Annotated in this window: 15 protein-coding genes; 5 read left to right on the top strand and 10 right to left on the bottom strand. The window is 51.0% G+C overall.

Features of this window, described 5'->3' with window-relative positions; translation table 11 throughout:
• Window positions 1-176: 176 nt before the first annotated feature.
• Window positions 177-1,448, top strand: a complete 1,272-nt coding sequence (gene rho / locus KDW_RS11635) for a transcription termination factor Rho (protein WP_151756106.1) — start codon at window positions 177-179, stop codon at window positions 1,446-1,448.
• Window positions 1,449-1,611: 163 nt separating this feature from the next.
• Entirely contained in the window at window positions 1,612-2,124 is a 513-nt protein-coding gene (locus KDW_RS11640) for a hypothetical protein (RefSeq protein WP_151756107.1), read from the top strand.
• 210 nt (window positions 2,125-2,334) lie between these two features.
• On the opposite strand, the gene KDW_RS11645 is transcribed toward KDW_RS11640, so the two are convergent.
• The gene (locus KDW_RS11645; protein ID WP_151756108.1) at window positions 2,335-3,480 is read right to left on the bottom strand and encodes an ABC transporter ATP-binding protein; all 1,146 of its coding nucleotides are present in this window, start codon (window positions 3,478-3,480) and stop codon (window positions 2,335-2,337) included.
• Window positions 3,481-3,728: 248 nt separating this feature from the next.
• On the opposite strand from KDW_RS11645, the gene KDW_RS11650 reads away from it, so the two are divergent.
• Complete coding sequence (locus tag KDW_RS11650; RefSeq protein WP_198925249.1) at window positions 3,729-4,118, top strand: winged helix-turn-helix transcriptional regulator; 390 nt, start codon at window positions 3,729-3,731, stop codon at window positions 4,116-4,118.
• Complete coding sequence (locus KDW_RS11655; protein ID WP_151756109.1) at window positions 4,111-4,608, top strand: HIT family protein; 498 nt, start codon at window positions 4,111-4,113, stop codon at window positions 4,606-4,608. Before KDW_RS11650 ends, KDW_RS11655 begins: the two co-directional genes overlap by 8 nt.
• Window positions 4,609-4,655: 47 nt before the next feature.
• Here KDW_RS11655 and KDW_RS11660 read toward each other — a convergent pair whose 3' ends face one another.
• The 6 genes from KDW_RS11660 to KDW_RS11685 form a co-directional block, all read right to left on the bottom strand.
• Entirely contained in the window at window positions 4,656-5,408 is a 753-nt protein-coding gene (locus tag KDW_RS11660; RefSeq protein ID WP_151756110.1) for a response regulator transcription factor, read from the bottom strand.
• A gap of 24 nt (window positions 5,409-5,432) precedes the next feature.
• Window positions 5,433-6,224, bottom strand: coding sequence for a phosphate ABC transporter ATP-binding protein PstB (gene pstB / locus KDW_RS11665; RefSeq protein WP_151757344.1), 792 nt, complete (start codon window positions 6,222-6,224; stop codon window positions 5,433-5,435).
• A 736-nt stretch (window positions 6,225-6,960) separates the two neighbouring features.
• Window positions 6,961-7,407, bottom strand: a complete 447-nt coding sequence (locus tag KDW_RS11670) for a COMM domain-containing protein (RefSeq protein WP_151756111.1) — start codon at window positions 7,405-7,407, stop codon at window positions 6,961-6,963.
• A gap of 186 nt (window positions 7,408-7,593) precedes the next feature.
• Window positions 7,594-8,532 carry a WD40 repeat domain-containing protein gene (locus KDW_RS11675; protein ID WP_162005155.1) on the bottom strand — a complete coding sequence of 313 codons (939 nt, stop codon included), beginning with the start codon at window positions 8,530-8,532 and terminating at the stop codon, window positions 7,594-7,596.
• Between the two features lie 2 nt (window positions 8,533-8,534).
• Window positions 8,535-9,020 (bottom strand): molybdopterin adenylyltransferase, encoded by a 486-nt coding sequence (gene mog / locus KDW_RS11680; RefSeq protein ID WP_151756113.1) that lies wholly within the window; start codon window positions 9,018-9,020, stop codon window positions 8,535-8,537.
• A 3-nt stretch (window positions 9,021-9,023) separates the two neighbouring features.
• Window positions 9,024-9,689 carry a CpXC domain-containing protein gene (locus KDW_RS11685; RefSeq protein WP_151756114.1) on the bottom strand — a complete coding sequence of 222 codons (666 nt, stop codon included), beginning with the start codon at window positions 9,687-9,689 and terminating at the stop codon, window positions 9,024-9,026.
• A gap of 401 nt (window positions 9,690-10,090) precedes the next feature.
• Here KDW_RS11685 and KDW_RS11690 point away from each other — a divergent pair, with 401 nt between their 5' ends.
• Window positions 10,091-11,443, top strand: a complete 1,353-nt coding sequence (locus tag KDW_RS11690) for a transposase (RefSeq protein ID WP_151756115.1) — start codon at window positions 10,091-10,093, stop codon at window positions 11,441-11,443.
• Window positions 11,444-11,692: 249 nt separating this feature from the next.
• On the opposite strand, the gene KDW_RS11695 is transcribed toward KDW_RS11690, so the two are convergent.
• The 3 genes from KDW_RS11695 to KDW_RS11705 are packed head-to-tail and all read right to left on the bottom strand — an operon-like array spanning window position 11,693 to window position 16,130.
• A complete protein-coding gene (locus tag KDW_RS11695; protein WP_151756116.1) occupies window positions 11,693-12,358 on the bottom strand; it encodes a DNA double-strand break repair nuclease NurA in 666 nt (221 codons plus the stop codon).
• Entirely contained in the window at window positions 12,303-12,962 is a 660-nt protein-coding gene (locus KDW_RS11700) for a hypothetical protein (RefSeq protein ID WP_151756117.1), read from the bottom strand. The genes KDW_RS11695 and KDW_RS11700 overlap by 56 nt, the downstream gene beginning before the upstream one ends.
• Before the next feature lie 15 nt (window positions 12,963-12,977).
• Window positions 12,978-16,130, bottom strand: a complete 3,153-nt coding sequence (locus tag KDW_RS11705) for an AAA family ATPase (RefSeq protein ID WP_151756118.1) — start codon at window positions 16,128-16,130, stop codon at window positions 12,978-12,980.
• Window positions 16,131-16,245: the final 115 nt, after the last annotated feature.

Raw genomic sequence — 16,245 nt, forward strand, 5'->3', positions numbered from 1 at the left:
GGCACCTCTTAACAACCATCAAAGCCACCTGTATCCAAGTCTTTCAAGCAGGGTAAATATTTCAACATGACCCGATATGACCCGATATGAAAATTTCCCACCATTAACTATCCTGGTTCAACCGCAGAAAGGAGAAAGGGCGTTTTCCTCAAGAATCTGCTGCGCCCTTACACAACGTGAACATAGCTGAGTTAGAAACGAAAACCCTTACGGAGTTACGCGACATTGCTCGCGACCTCGAACTCTCAGGTTACAGCACCCTCAAGAAACAAGACCTCGTCTTTAGACTACTCCAGGCCAATACCGAGCAACAAGGAAATATCTTTAGCGCTGGCGTATTAGAGATCGTGGAGGATGGTTTTGGCTTTCTTCGTCAGGAGCGTTTCCTGCCCGGTAATATGGACGTCTACGTATCGCAATCCCAGATTCGTCGATTTGGTTTGCGCACAGGCGACATGGTATCTGGACAAGTGCGACCTCCAAAGGACAACGAGAAGTATTATGGACTTCTGCGTGTTGAGGCCATTAATGGTGTTGATCCCGAGATTGCAAAACGGCGTCCCCACTTTGATAATCTGACACCAATCTTCCCACGAGAAATGTTCAATCTAGAAACTGGTCCATCGAATATATCGGGGCGGCTGGTCAACCTGGTAGCCCCCATCGGACGTGGGCAACGCGGACTGATCGTTTCTCCTCCTAAAGCTGGTAAGACCCTCCTCTTGAAATCTATTGCGAACTCCATCACAGAAAACTATAGCGACACCCACTTGATGATTGCGTTGATTGGTGAGCGCCCGGAAGAAGTGACGGACATGAAGCGTTCAGTGAAGGCTGAAGTGATCAGTTCGACCTTTGACGAGCCAACCGAAGCGCATACGCGTGTGGCCGAAATGGTGCTTGAGCGTGCCAAACGCCTGGTTGAAGGTGGACGCGACGTAGTGGTTCTGCTGGATAGCATTACCCGTCTGAGTCGTGCATATAACCTGGCAGTTCAGCCAAGTGGCCGTACCCTCTCAGGTGGTCTGGATCCCAGTGCTTTGATTCCACCCAAGCGTTTCTTTGGTGCCGCTCGTAAGATTGAAGAAGGTGGTAGCTTAACGATTATTGCCACGGCCCTTGTCGATACTGGTAGCCGCATGGATGACGTAATCTATGAAGAGTTTAAAGGTACCGGCAACATGGAACTGGTATTGGATCGTAAGCTGGCTGAGCGCCGTGTCTTCCCCGCTATTGATATTGCTCGCTCCAGTACTCGCCGCGAAGAATTGCTCCTTGACGACAAAACTCTCCGTTCAATTGTGGTTATGCGCCGTATGTTCTCGACCCTGGCTGATCAACAGAGCGGAAAGAGTAGTTTAGAGGCAACGGAAGCATTGCTCCAGCACATGGCCAAGACCAGCAACAACACAGAGTTTTTAGCCACGCTCAACAAAAACATCTGGTAAACTCCCACATTTTCACCTGAATCTATTCCACCGGCATCAGTGGTGGTCCGTATTGGATTATACCGATGTTGGTGGAGTATTTTTTATTTTGTCCATTGCAGGAATCGTTTCTCATTGCTACAATACGCAATGGAAATAGGGAACATTTTTTGGAGAGCTTCACATGGCATCATCTTCAGTCGAACATGAGCAAGTCTTTATCGGACCAGGTTTGAGCCTGTTTAAACGTATTGTAACCATTATCGGAATCATTGGTGTTACGGCTCTGGTCTTGTGGATTGCGGTCTATCAGCATAGTAATCGAAACGATGCATCGGTCATCGGCAGCACCATCGCAGCCATTATTTTTGTGGCGGGTTTTGTCTATTATTTACGCCTGATTGCGCCTGTGCCATTTACCATTACGGTCAGTCCACAATCCGTGGTCAAGAGCAGCCGCCGTGGCGAGGTGATTGATTTACCATGGGAAAATATTGACCGCATCAAAGAAGAATTCTTTCCCAATGGGAAAAGGATCAGCGTGATCACCTATCGCAAGGTTATAGAACCAGGTCAGAAAGCCAAAGCCTGGGCCGTCTATCGTGATGATGTCACGGATCTGGATGGACTGGCGGAAGCCTTGAAGCAGGTTTTACCAGAGACCTGTAACTGGCAAAGTGAGACCGTCCACGAATAATTATGCCTTTAAAGCAGTCAACCTGTTACAGAATATTTTGATTCTCGTGTGTTCCATCATTTCTATGTAATGGGCTTTCGCACCTGCGGTGCGAACAAGGATTTTAGTATGTGGTGTCAAAAAAAGGTGCATTGCACCTTTTTTGACACCACATACTAAAAGAAGTAGGAGCACTTTAGTGCTCGAGTGTGGCAGGTGTAAATCGAAAGATTAAAGATAAGCACTGGCTTCGGTGGCTTTGAAGGTGGCGAAGACTGTTTCTCCTTCGCGGAATCCCATGCGCTCCGCTGAACTGGCAGTAATTTCTGCGGTGAGCGGAGCTTGCGTCTGGTCAAGGATGATGCTAATGCGTACTTTGCCATCATGGTTGCCAGTGTGGCTGCCCAGGTGGATGATATGCATGATCGTACCGTAGAAAACGTTACGCGCAGAGCCCTCTGGACGTGTATGATGGAGCGTGATACTGCGTGGATCAATGACCACAAAGATTTCCTGGCCTGACAGTGGAGCAACTGTTTCACCCCTGGCCTGCTCCTTGAGGATTGCGACGATCTCGGTGGCTGCGTCGGTATCCAGGCTGTTGATGAGACGGATAATACAGGTGGTCTGGTTCTCGCAGCGTAGCAACTGGCCACGGAAAAAATTTACCCCGACCAGTTCCGCGACATAAGAAGAACGAGGATACTCGCGTAGCTCCTGTTGTCCTCCCTGTTGTACCAGTCGGCCTTGATCCAGAACCAGCAACTGGTCCCCGAAGAGTAAGCCATCCAGATAGTGATGGGTTACCAGGAGTGTAGTGATTGAGATCTCTCGTAGCAGTGTACGCAACTCCTGGCGGACTTCGCGCCTGGTCTGGACATCCAGTGCGGCCAGAGGCTCATCCAGCAGCAGCAATTGTGGCTGCAAGGCCAGCACACGGGCCAGGGCAACCCGTTGCTGTTGTCCACCCGAGAGTTGTGCTGGCAGACGTCGGGCCAGATCAGGGAGACGTACCCTTTCAAGGGCTTCCGCGACTCTGGCTTTGACGATAGCACGTGGTAAATGCTGGGCGCGCAAGCCGAAGGCTACATTATCAAAGACGGTAAGGTGGGGAAACAGCACATAATCCTGAAACACATAGCCAAAGGGACGCCGTTGAGGAGGGATAGCGATATGCTGTGTCTGATCATAATAGGTAACATCATGCAAACGGATATGGCCATGTTGCGGCATCTGCAAACCAGCCAGCAGGCGCAGAATAGTACTTTTTCCAGCTCCACTCTCGCCCAGCAACACCGTTGTCTGGCCAGCCTGCGCTGTGAAAGCCACCTCTAATGAGAAGGTATCAAAGGATGTCGCAAGCGCCACATCGAGCATAACAAGTAGTCTCCAATCTTATGTTTATACATTGTAATAATATTAGCCTGTGAGTTGTGACTTTAGCAATGGCTTTGTTCGCTGGAAACCAGCGCAGGATGCTTACTTTTTATCTGTAACATTCCTTGCCTTAGAAAGAAAAGCGTGGTATACTAAGAAACACACAAAAATACGTGAGAGTATACTTCAATAGGTCTATTCCTCCTCTCGCCAGAGTAAGAGAATAGGAAATGGTAGGCAAAGCACTTATGGCGACGAAGCCCACAGAACAAACAATTGCAACAAAGATTATGGCGAACACATGTCCCAGGTACGAGCATGCGGTACAGGTGATATGTAAGCGTTGGACTGGATTGTTGTTAGACGCTTTGATGGAGGGCCCTCGACGCTTTGGTGAATTGACTGTACTGGTTGACGGTTTATCTGACCGCGTTTTGAGCGATCGGCTGCGTGAATTAGAGGCCGAGGGGATCGTCAAACGCGTGGTGTATCCACAGATTCCGGTGCGTGTTGAATATCAGCTGACGGAGAAAGGCTATGCGCTCAAACCAGTCACTGATGCGATTCACAATTGGGCAGAGGGCTGGGTAGATCCCGCTTCATTAACAGAGTTAGTTGAAAAAAATTGCGATGGATAACTTATGGGCACCCTGGCGCATGGCATTTATTGATCCAAAAGATCCACCACCGCCAGGTTGTATTTTTTGTACGCAGCCTGCCGCACAGCAGGATCAGAAATATCATATTCTGCACCGGGGAGAGCGTTGTTTTATCATGCTCAACCTGTACCCCTACAACAACGGGCACCTGATGGTGGCCCCTTATGAGCACGTTGGCGCCTTTGATCAGCTAAGTGCGGAGACGCTGGCAGATATGATGGCTCAAGCACAGTGGGCCATTCGTGCGCTCAAAGCAGCGATGAATCCCGATGGCTTTAATATGGGCATCAACATGGGGAAAGTGGCCGGCGCCGGTTTCGCAGAGCACATCCATTATCATATTGTGCCACGCTGGAATGGTGACACAAACTTCATGCCAGTGATTGGAGACATCAAAGTGATGCCCGAGCATCTGGATGTAGTATATGAGAAATTGTTGCAGGCTCTGGCGGAAACAAAAGCATCCTGAACTAGCGCAAAGAAAAACCCTTTAGTCAATTGCTAAAGGGTTTTTTGTTATCCTCGAAAGACATAGCCCACTCCGCGTACGGTTTGAATGCGTTTAGGGCTGGCTGGATCTTCCTCTAATTTTTCGCGCAGCCAGCGGATATGCACGTCGACAGTGCGTGTATCGCCTGCATAGTCATAGCCCCAGACATGATGCAAAAGTTGGTCCCGCGTCAGTACGGTGCCGCGGTTACGCACCAGATAGGTGAGCAGGTCAAACTGCTTTGGTTGGAGCTCAATATTCTGGCCGCGAATATTAACACGGCGTCCGGCCTGATCAATCAGCAAACTGCCCGCGACAAGATCCTTACTTCTCGGGATTTCCTGTTCATTGCTACGTGTCCCTGATCCTTGTAGCGACGCTTCATCATGTCCATTATAGCCTGGATAATCAGCGCGCCGGAGCAGGGCACGCACGCGGGCCAGTAATTCACGACGGCCAAACGGCTTGGTCATATAATCATCTGCACCGACCTCCAGGCCCACCACCTTATCAATCTCATCAGCCTTGGCCGTCAGCATAATGATCGGCACCGTGACAGTCGCGCGCTCACGGCGAAGTTGTCGACAGACCTCCAACCCATCGATGCCAGGCAACATAATATCCAGCACAACCAGATCTGGAGGCTCTTTGCGTGCGATCTCCAACGCATCCAGACCATCAGCGGCTTTGAGAACCTGATAGCCCGCCTGCTCTAAATTATACGCGATGGTATCCCGCAAAATTGCTTCATCATCAACGACCAGTATTTTTTGCACCACAGGAATGCTCCTGTTTCCAATAACTTAGCCGAAACGGCCACTGATATAATCTTCTGTTGCTTTCTGCTGTGGCCGTTCAAAGAGTTGGACCGTTGGTGCATACTCGATCAACTTGCCTGACAGGAAGAAACCAGTAAAGTGTGACACACGTGCGGCTTGTTGCATGTTGTGGGTCACTATGACAATAGTATACTCCCTGACAAGCTCAGTAATCAGCTCTTCAATCTTCAACGTCGCGATAGGATCCAGGGCTGAGCAGGGTTCATCCATCAACAGAACTTCGGGCTGGACAGCCAGCGCGCGTGCAATACAGAGCCGTTGCTGTTGACCACCGGAGAGTCCAAGGGCGGAAGTATGTAAGCGATCTTTCACCTCATCCCATAGCGCGGCACCTTGTAGACTGGTCTCGACACGTTCCTGAATAAACTTTTTGGATTTACCCTGGACGCGTAAGCCATAAGCAACGTTATCAAAAATGGATTTTGGGAATGGATTGGGACGCTGGAAAACCATACCGATGCGTTGACGCAGTAGTACTACATCTGTCTTTTTAGTATAGATATTGCTGTTATCAAATTCCGCGCTCCCATTGATGCGTGTCCCGGGGATCAGATCGTTCATGCGGTTTAACGTGCGTAAAAACGTTGATTTACCGCAGCCGGAGGGACCAATCAAAGCTGTTACCTGACGATCCAGAATGGGGAGTGATATATCATAGAGGGCTTGTTTAGAGCCATAGAAAAAATTGGTGTTTTTAACATTGATCTTTACGGTTGCCTGTTTGTTCAGTGTCTGGGTAGGGTCAAAATGTCCCATATGCTCGGTTTCTTTAGCGAGCTCTTCATTCGATGCTTGAAAAGGTAAACGTTCATTCTGTGTGGCTTGCATACCCGATTGTGGCAAAGACCCCGTATCCTGTGAATGATATTGCTCCTGCATATTTATTGATCTCCTCCTTTTTTTGACGCGCTCTTGAAAAGCAAGCGTGAATGCCGTTGGATTGCGGCTAGCGCAGTCGCTGATCAATACACTCAGCATTGTCAATGCAATTGAATGACACAAGGGTTACACGCCAATTATTTACTATAACAACGCCTGATATTTATGTCAGGTGCGTAATCGATAGACACTTTCTATGACTGTTCCAGCTTAATAGCCAGAGCAAATTTGCATGATTGTACAGTATAAAAAATAGCACTGTCTGGTTAAATATACTTTATAGATATGTTAAGAGGATGTTAAAGAAGTCCTAAGGGATAGGTAGTGATTAAAATTGCATTGGATAAACAATTGTTAAGAGAAAAAAGTTAGAAAGAAATTTTTATTATGTATTGATAAAAAAGGAGGAGTATTATATGTACTCCTCCACTAGTACTCTGTCAAACTTCATTGGAAAGGTTCGCCCGCTACGCGGGCGGGAGAGGGGGAGGCCAGGGCACAGCCCTGGAACCCAGTCAGGGGATTGCATCCCCTGCACCCCTGCCTTTCTCATCACCTTTGACAGAACACTAGTGTTAGAGAGTGAACTTTTGTTGGAAAAGCTACATGTGTGTTACTGATCTTCAGTGGGATTTGAGGAAAGTGTGGCCTCATTATGAGTCTCTTGAGGCTGGTTGTCCTCAACCCGGGCTGGCTCAACCTGTTCTGAGTCGACGCTTGCAGATGGTGAAGCCATGTCCGAACTGGCCTGCTGCTCATAGTTGTATGCGCCATTGCTGGTTAAAATATCGCTTACTTCGCTGGCACGCCCATCTGGACGAATGGAGACAACTATTTTGCCTGACCGATACTCATTATCGTAATACTTTGCCTGTTCCTCTGGAACGCCAAGGTTGACAAGATCGGTTTGTAAGTCAGGGGTGGCGTTTTCTGATGCGCTGAGGGCTACGCCAACCTGATCATAACGGAAGCCAGCCGTACGCAAGGCATCAACTGCGTTTTTCGCCTTTATCTCATTTTCAAAGATGCCTACGACAAGCGGTGTCTGATATGTTGTCATACAAATTCCTTTCAATACTATCCTCTTGAGACGTTGCAAATAGCTTTAAGGACAGGAGCGTTGTCGTGTCTTTCACCTCAGAGGTTTGCTCTCTTATGCTGTTATTATGTAGCCTTCCAACACTTTTTTTAGTACGCATGTTGTTGAGAAATAGATGCAAGTGGGTGTGCTTGTGAGGAATTCTGGCTAATGCTCTGTGTGTTTTTTGATTGATTTTTGCCAGGACCAGAGGTGGATGTTTTTTTGACTGGCGGAAGCGATGATTTTATTATCGGGTGACCAGGCGATGGCACGAATCCAGTGAGTGTGCTGGTTGGTGAGCAGGGCTTTACTCTGGCCGTTCTGGACTGACCAGACGTGCAGGTGGGTATCATTGCCGCCGGAGCAAATATAGCGGCCATCGGGGGACCAGGCGAGAGTTTTTATGATATGGGTATGTTCGCGATAGATGTAGCGGGTCTGTCCACTCCGGGCATCCCAGAGTCGAGCGTGGCGATCATAGCCTGCTGAGGCCAGACTTTTTCCATCGGGGGACCAGCAGACGGCGTAGATGGGCCCGTTATGTTCACTGTACTCCAACAACTGCTCGCCGCTGTACGCATGCCAGATTTGCACCACTTCATCGAAACTGCCAGAGGCGATATAGGGAGCCTGTGGCGACCAGGGAGCGGCAAAGATGCGATCCTGGCCGGTATGTGTGTGGATGGTTTGTCCATCAAAAGCATACCAGACCTGGACCGAGTTATCGCCAAAGTCTCCGCCAGAGGCGATCATAGTGCCATCGGGAGACCAGGAAAGACTACGCACAAAGCGCTTATGGCCACGATACGTTGTGAGCAAATTTCCTGTCTCTGCTTCCCAGACATGGACAAAGCCACCTGTACAACCGCTAGCCAGATAGCGGGAGTCAGGTGACCAGGCAATGGCCAGGATACAGCCAGGATGACCACGAAATGTCAGGAGATGCTGGCAGGTTGCGGGATCCCAGACCTGCACTGTGTTGTCCCGGCCGCCAGAGGCCACACGCATGCCATCAGGAGACCAAGCCAGCGCAAAAACGTTATCGGTATGGCCCGTATATGTGGCAGGCTCCCGGACAGTATTGTGGTGTATGACCGTGCTCATCCTTAGTGTTCCTTTGGACCATCGATGATGAGATTTATCGCATGTGGCAGGACCGATAAGGCATATTCCAGACATTGCTGAACGGCCTTGGGGCTTCCCGGCAGATTGATAATCAGGGTACGACCACGAACTCCGGCCACGCCCCGCGAAAGCATAGCCATAGGCGTATATTGCAGACTGATAGCCCGGAGCGCTTCCGATATTCCCGGGGCATCACGTTCAATAATGGCTTTGGTTGCTTCAGGTGTGACATCGCGTGGTGCCAGACCGGTACCACCGGTAGTGATAATAAGATTGAGCTTTTGCTCATCGCACCAGGAGCGTAACACAGACGCAATCTGGGCCTGTTCATCCGGGACAATATCCTGGACCTGAACCGTCGTTTCAGGTAAGCGTGTGATGATCTCATGGGCACGCGCCCCACTCAGATCCTGTCGTTCACCGCGTGCTGCGCCATCGCTAATGGTTAAGATGCCAACTGTAATCATGATTTACCCTCGTGTGGCTAGCTCGCGCATCAATGCTCCAACCTGGCGCCGCGATCCATACAGCCAGACGGTGTATTCATCAGGGAGGTCTTCGACCTCAATACAACAGCCCATCTCGGAGGCTAGCTTGCGTGTAATGTCGTGAAACTGCCCGCGCTCGGCCTCACTGCGGCTCTGAGTACTCAGTGCCAGGCGGCCCAGTCGATCCTCAGGACTTAAATTCATCGCGATCAACTCGCCCAACTGTTCCAGTCCAAAGACCACTTTCAGCGGCGGCATATCCTGGGCCTCGGAGGCCGAGAGTGAAACCACGCGACCACCATTGTGGCTGCTGGATTCGTTATCTGTTGCCCCGGGTTGCTCATGGAGCTTTGAAGCATCCATATACACATCGCGTAGCTTCTCCAGGATCAAGAGCCGGGCATTTTCCGGTGCATCGGCGCGTGGGTGAACATACGCCAGCAGGTTATAGGCCGGATCTGAATACACAAATGGTACCGAGATAGCGGCCCTTCTGCCACAATTGGGGCAGGTAGAAACGTTAATCAGGCCGGCCAGGACAACGTAGCGCAGGTGTGCATCATCTGCGACATTGACATATTCATAAGCCTTGCCTGTAAACACTTGTCCACAGGGGCAAGTAAATGTATGTGTTGTCGAACGTGACATAGAAAAATTCTTCGCTATAGTTTCTAATACAATATCCTGTAAGCATATTGTGGAAGGCTCGATTGTCACGGCTTTTCTACACTGCTTATAGCATACTGACAATGTCAAAAAGGGATGGTGTTAAAACACTAGAAACGGGAATTAGATCTTAACTTTTAACAAGTATAACATATTGTGTGATTTTAGTACTCTGTCAGGTTCCATTGGAAAGGCTTGCCCGCTACGCGGGCGAGAGAGGGGGAAGGGAGACCAGGGCACAGCCCTGGAACCCAGTCAGGGGATTGCATCCCCATAGGTGCGAACGTAAGCACAATAGTACTTGAACAACGAAAAAAGAGGCCAAACACGGTCTTTCTCTGGTATCGTTACAAAAAACCAAAACGTGACGAAGGAGAAACACCATGTCAAGCCGACCTCATCATACGCAAAAATGTCTCACAGAGCAAGCCCTGGGCCAGATCAATGATGCTGGATGGCAAGAAATCCTTGCGCTCTTACCACCAGATGTCAATGAACAAGCCTTTACCCATCAAGCCTTTACACGCTCCAATGGGTTGCGTTGCCCAACCGATTTGCTGCGTGGCATCTTTGCCTACGTCTTTTGCTTCCGCTCGTTCCGCGAGCTCGCTGCCTGGGCTGTGAGCACGAGACTGAGCACCAATGGAGACCGCTCGTGGGCCAAACGGACGCATCAGTCCTCAGATTGGTTGCTCTCGATCGTACAAACCCTGGTGGGATCGAGCGAGCCAGAAAAGGCTCTGGATCTGCCTGCGGGCTTCACCGGATGCATCCGTCTGGTGGATGCTACCCATCTGCGCACCTGGAAGCGCTCGGGCGAAAGTCGCCGATTGCACTGCAGTTATGAACTGCTGAGCAAACGGCTCGACCAGGTCGTGCTGACGGATCACCATGTGGGCGAAGGGCTCAAGCACTTTCATGGACAACGCGGAGACATCGTGGTCGGGGATTGTGCCTACTGTCGTCGACAAGCAATCCTCGATCAACTCGATGAGGGCGTTGAGGTCGTGACCCGATTGCATTGGTCCTCGATGCCCTTACTTGAGGCCGATGCTCAGACGCCGTTTGATCTCTCTGGCTGGTTGACCCACGTGGAGCCAACGGGCAAGGGAGAAGCCAACGTCGTGTTCCAGGTGCGTGGCCGTCAGCAGCCGATGCGTCTAGTGGCCGTTCATCTGAGTCCAGAAGCAGCCAAGCGAGCGCACAGCAAGCGAAAGGAGAAGGCCCGCAAGAATGGGCGCACCAACCAGGCATTGACGATTCAGATCGCCGATTGGTTGGTGGTACTTACCTCGCTGTCAGCGGATCATTGGTCAGCCGAGCAAATCCTGTTGCTCTATCGGGCGCGTTGGCAGATCGAACTGCTCTTCAAGCGCATCAAGCAATTGGTGCGTTTACACCGCTTACGCAGTGATGATTTGCAAAGTAATCAAGCGGTACTTGCAGCCATGCTGGTCGGCTGGATCCTCTTGGAGCGGCAGGTGAGCCAGGCACGCCGCGAGTTGCATGAGCAAGCGAGAGGGCGCGTGGCGGGGCCGATGAGTACCTGGGCGCTGTGTGCCGTCTTTGCTCAAAGCCTGCACACGATGATCCTGGGTACCTGGACCTGGTCGCACATCCAAGCGTCACTCTCCCAGATGCAGCCGGTCGTGCGGTATCATCCGCAAAACCGTGTGCATCAGGAATCTGAAGTGGTCACGCAACTAGCCCAGACGCTCTATCTGGCATCGGCTTGAGGTCTTTTTCGTTGATTCAATTGTTCAAGTACTGCTTACGTTCGCACCTATGGGATTGCATCCCCTGCACCCCTGCTTTTGCACTCCCTGTACCCCTGCTTTTGCATTCCCTGTACCCCTGCTTTTGCACTCCCTGTACCCCTGCTTTTGCATTCCCTGTACCCCTGCTTTTGCATTCCCTGTACCCCTGCTGAACTGCGATGACGTGTTAGCGTTGCCTGCACCCCTGGTGAAGGCTGAGATGACGTGTTAGCGTCGCCGATTCTTGCTTAATGACTTGGTTGAATAGTTAAATTTGACATTCTGGCGTTCCAGGAAGGCCTGGAAGTGACCATAGAACTCATTACGATCCTGCATTGTGATTACCGACACGGCATCGGCCGTCTCAATCGCATAGGGATAGCCATTGCCAGCGATAATCTCAGCTCGTACCACATCCAGCACTGGTTCTAGAATTCCATCATCGAGCATCCAGCGTGGAAACTCCAGCCTGGTAGGTGGCCGAGCAGCGCTGGTCTGTAGATAGCAGAAGGCCACACTATTATGGTAAGGACCATAGCTTTCCAGTATATCATTACGAGCACAGAGCATGGCCGGAGTACGATCACCCCAGCGTAGATGACCGCGCCAGAGCAGAGCATCATGGATCTTTTTTGTATCTCGCAACACCGGTCTGGGCAGCGCAGAGTCCAGGCGGCGCAGCATCGTGATCATATCGCGGGCGTAACTGGTATCAATATAACCGATCAGCGGAACCCGTAGTTCTTCAGAGGTACGCAGTAAATTGACCGCGGCATCGATATAGCGCTGGCGATAAGGATTCGGCATCGTCATGGCGAACGAGACTACCAGTGAGCCATCAAAGAAAACTACAGGACTTGTAGACAGGGTCTTCCTCACGTCTGGCTGTGGCATGCTGCTGCATCAGTGTACACAGGGTTTCGATCTCCAGCAGATAGCGGCGCTGGGTTACCTGCATCTCAGAATAAGGATAGCTATCAGGATCGTCCGAGTCATTATTTGTTTCTTCCATCAGCTCTTCAGGTGCCAGGACCTCCATGCGTACATCCTTGGTATAAGTACGGCCACGGGCATGTGGATTAACAAAGAAACCCACCTGCACCAGTCCAACAGGAATCGAGGCATCACGCCAGGGCATTAACTGACTGCCATCAACAGCGATTGTGGTCGTTCCTTCTATACATTCGGCCCACAGGCGTGATTGCTCATGGCTGGTGAACTCGCGGCCAAACGGGAAGACTGGACCATGATATGTCTGGTTGGCGGCATTCACCAGCCAGCGATCCAATTCCATCGTCGGACGCGCGCCAGCGGAGGGCATACCAACGTCATCGGGGGGAAGCATGTTCTCAAGTTGAGCGCTGGATGTATAGCGCTCATATAACGACTCAAGGGCATACTGATACATCGCCAATTGTTCGTTGAATGAGCCATCGAAGAGCGAGAACTGTCCCTTCTTGGCATTGAGCGCCGCCTGCAGTCTGCCTTTGTGCAGCATAATCTTCCCCTCTAACTAATTGGTAGGTTGTAACAAGGTCTGGTTGGCCTCGGTATCGGCCCAGCCCTGTCCCGGATTGGCCTGTGGCAGGCTATCTTCATCATCCAGTAACTGAGTTTCACCATGGACTTTATTCAGGCGTACCAGGCTATCCAGTCCCTGTTCGAAGGTATCATCATGACTGATGACAATCAGTTGATCGAAGCCACGCACGCGGCGGATCTGCTCGGCCAGATTCATACGCCGCAATTCATCCATGTTCTGGGTAGGCTCATCGAAGAAGGCAATATTGAGTGATGACAGTTTCTTTAAGAGCGCCAGGCGAATGGCGAGGGCTGCACTCATCTGCTCACCACCACTCAACTGGGCAAAACTGCGGTCCACACCCTGCTGGCGTAGGATGACCTCATAGTCATTGCGCCAGGCGAGTTGGGCCCGGCGATCACCCATAATCTCACCAAAGATGCGATTGGCCTCAGCTGAGATATCAGATAGCATAGCTTTCAACACATGTGGTGCCGCATCCTTAATCAGTTCGCGGAACTGTCCCATCATTTTATGCAGATCATCCAGCGTCTGATATTCTTTCTGGGCAACCTCAAGCTCGGCCAGTAAGACCTCAGCCGCCGCTATCTGCTGCTCAAGCCTGTTCATTTCTAGCTGCAGTGTTTTCATCTGCTCAATAAGTTGGACCTGCTCATATCTGACACGCTCGATCGTGAGACCAAGCTCCTCCAGATCCTGCCGATTGAAGGCTGCCTGAGCTTGCTCGAATTCCTGCTGGACTGCCTGCAGTTTCTCTCTGGCCTCAGTTGTAACTGTTTGCTGGCGTTGAAAGGCCTGTTGTCGCTCTGGTAAGCCCAGAGCCTCATTCTGATGTTGTAGATAGCGATGGTAACCGGATTGGTTTTGCTGGACCAGGAGTTCCTGACGTGCAATCTCACTATCCAGCGAGGCATAGGCAGTTAATTGAGTATCCAGGCTCTGGAGCTGTTGCTGAATATCCTGTAGCCGTAGCTCTTCCTGCTGAAGTTGCTGTTGATACTGAGCTTCTTTGGCCAGCGTATCCTGTTTAGCCCGGCTCTCGGAACGTGGATCATTCAAGTCGGTTAAATCGGTTTCCAATTGTTTCAGTCTGGCTCCACTGCCCTGAAGCTGGCTTGCCTCCTGACGCAGATTGGTAATATCGGTTTCCAGTTGCGCGAGCTGTTTTTGTACGTGTTCAAGCTGGCGATTCAGGCCATCGAGGGCACGCACTTCAGTATCAGCCTGTTTGCTGGCCTGTAGCTCTATTTCAGCCTGTTTGAATTGCTGCTCCACCTGATCAATGTCTGCCAGTTCCTGCGTCAGGGTCGCAACCTCCTGTTCCAGGCGTGTCATTTCACGTTGGATGCGCTGCATATTTTCCGCACGCTCATCGCGTCGTTCCAGATAATCAGACCAGCGTGTCAGGGCGTCGGCGTATTTCTGGATCTGGTCTTTGCGCCGTGTCAGGGTACGCTGCTGGACCTGGATCGACTCGATTTTTCCTTTTTCTTCGGTTAAGAGTCCTTCAAAATACGACTCCAGACTGACAATACCTTTCTGGCGAATATTCAGACAGCTCTCATGGAGCAGAGGACACTGTCCACCAGCGGACTGGGCTCGCGAGCGAGCGTAGCCATCGATGTTGCCTTCCAGGCGGTTGCGCTGGGCATTGAGTGTTTGCAGTTCTTGCTCAAGCTCTGGCATCTCCTCGGCCTCCAGGCGATGCTCTTCTATCTGGCGCACATTATTTTCCGCGCGTCGCAGGAGGTCAGCAGCCGGCTCCAGCTCGCGTTGTTTTTCGCGCAGCGCAGCCTGTTTATCCTTAAGCTGGCGTTGCTTTTCGTTGCGTTTGCTGGCCTGGAGGAGTAACCGGGTATGTGTCTCGCGGCGGGTTTCAAGGAGCTGAGCGATGGGCACCAATGGTTGGATAGCTGTAATTTTTCGCTGGCATTGCTCTTGTTCGTGAGTGGCTGCATCGTGTTTGTCTTTACTCTGCTGGCCGGAGGCGCATACTTCCAGATAGCGCTGCCTCTGCTGGCGAGCCTCGTCGCGCTGGCGTTCTAACTCAAGTTGTTGTTCGACCAGGGGAGCCAATTCTGCGATACGCCGTCGTGCTCGTTCCACTTCTTGTAGACGATTCTGATGATTGGCTATGCGCTCATTGATCTGGATTTCCGTGCTGCTTGTTTTGCCATGTTGCTGGCGTAAGGCATCCCGGGCATTGGCCTGTTGCCGTAAATCGCGCAGGGTGATGGTGGCTTGCTGATGCTGGTCATAAGCGGACTGCTGGTCCGTGACAATTTGCTGAGCTTCATAGGCCTTTTGGAAACTCCGCTGTAGATCCTGCAAACGTTGATCGGCAAAGCTATAATCGGAGCGCGCATGCTCATAGCGTGTATTGAGATCGCGGACGCGCTCGGCCTGTTGATCCAGGAATGTTTTACGCTGCTCATGGGTGGTGAGCAACTCGCTGAGCTGGATATTTTTGGCTTTATTTTCCTGATCCTCCAGCCGTTTGCTTTGCAGTTGCTCACGCCAACCGTCTAACTCGCGGGTCTCATATTGTAAGCGCTCAATGGTCGAGCGCTGGGTCTGGAGCTGTTCTTTATAATGATTCTGGGAGCCAAGCAGATATTTCGCGGCAACTTGATAATCCTCGATCTGTAGCAGTGCATCAAAGGTCTGTTTGCGTTTAGCGCCGGTTTCCAGAAAAATAGAGGTGAAGGTTCCCTGTGGTACGCCCAGGGCATCGCGAAACAGCGCATCCAGGGAGCGCTCGCGATCAATACCAAAGAGCTCGTGGAGCTTATCCTGTACATCAGCGCGTTGCTCCAGGCGCATATCTGCTTCTTCATCATAGACCTGCCAGCGTGAACCGGTACCACATTGGCGCTCAACGGTATAGGGGCGATCATCGCCACCAACCAGGTGAACAACAACCTTACCGTTCTTCTCGCCCTCACGCACAAATTGTTCCTGCTTATATGGCAAATAGCCAAATAGCGCGAAGCCAATGGCCTCGACCAGTGTGGTCTTACCCGCGCCATTCGCGCCACTGATAGCCGTCGTACCACGGCGAAAATCGACCGCAACCTGGCGATAACTTTTTATATTTTCCAACTCAATACGAGTGATGAGCATAATACAACGGCCAGCCTTCCTAAGCAATACCAATCAATATGAAATACAGCTATTTTTACTTTAACCAATTCCGTTTGAAACGACCAAAAGCGGAAACATTCAGGCGCATTATAAC

It is taken from the genome of Dictyobacter vulcani, assembly GCF_008974265.1.
Classification (GTDB): Bacteria; Chloroflexota; Ktedonobacteria; order Ktedonobacterales; family Ktedonobacteraceae; genus Dictyobacter; species Dictyobacter vulcani.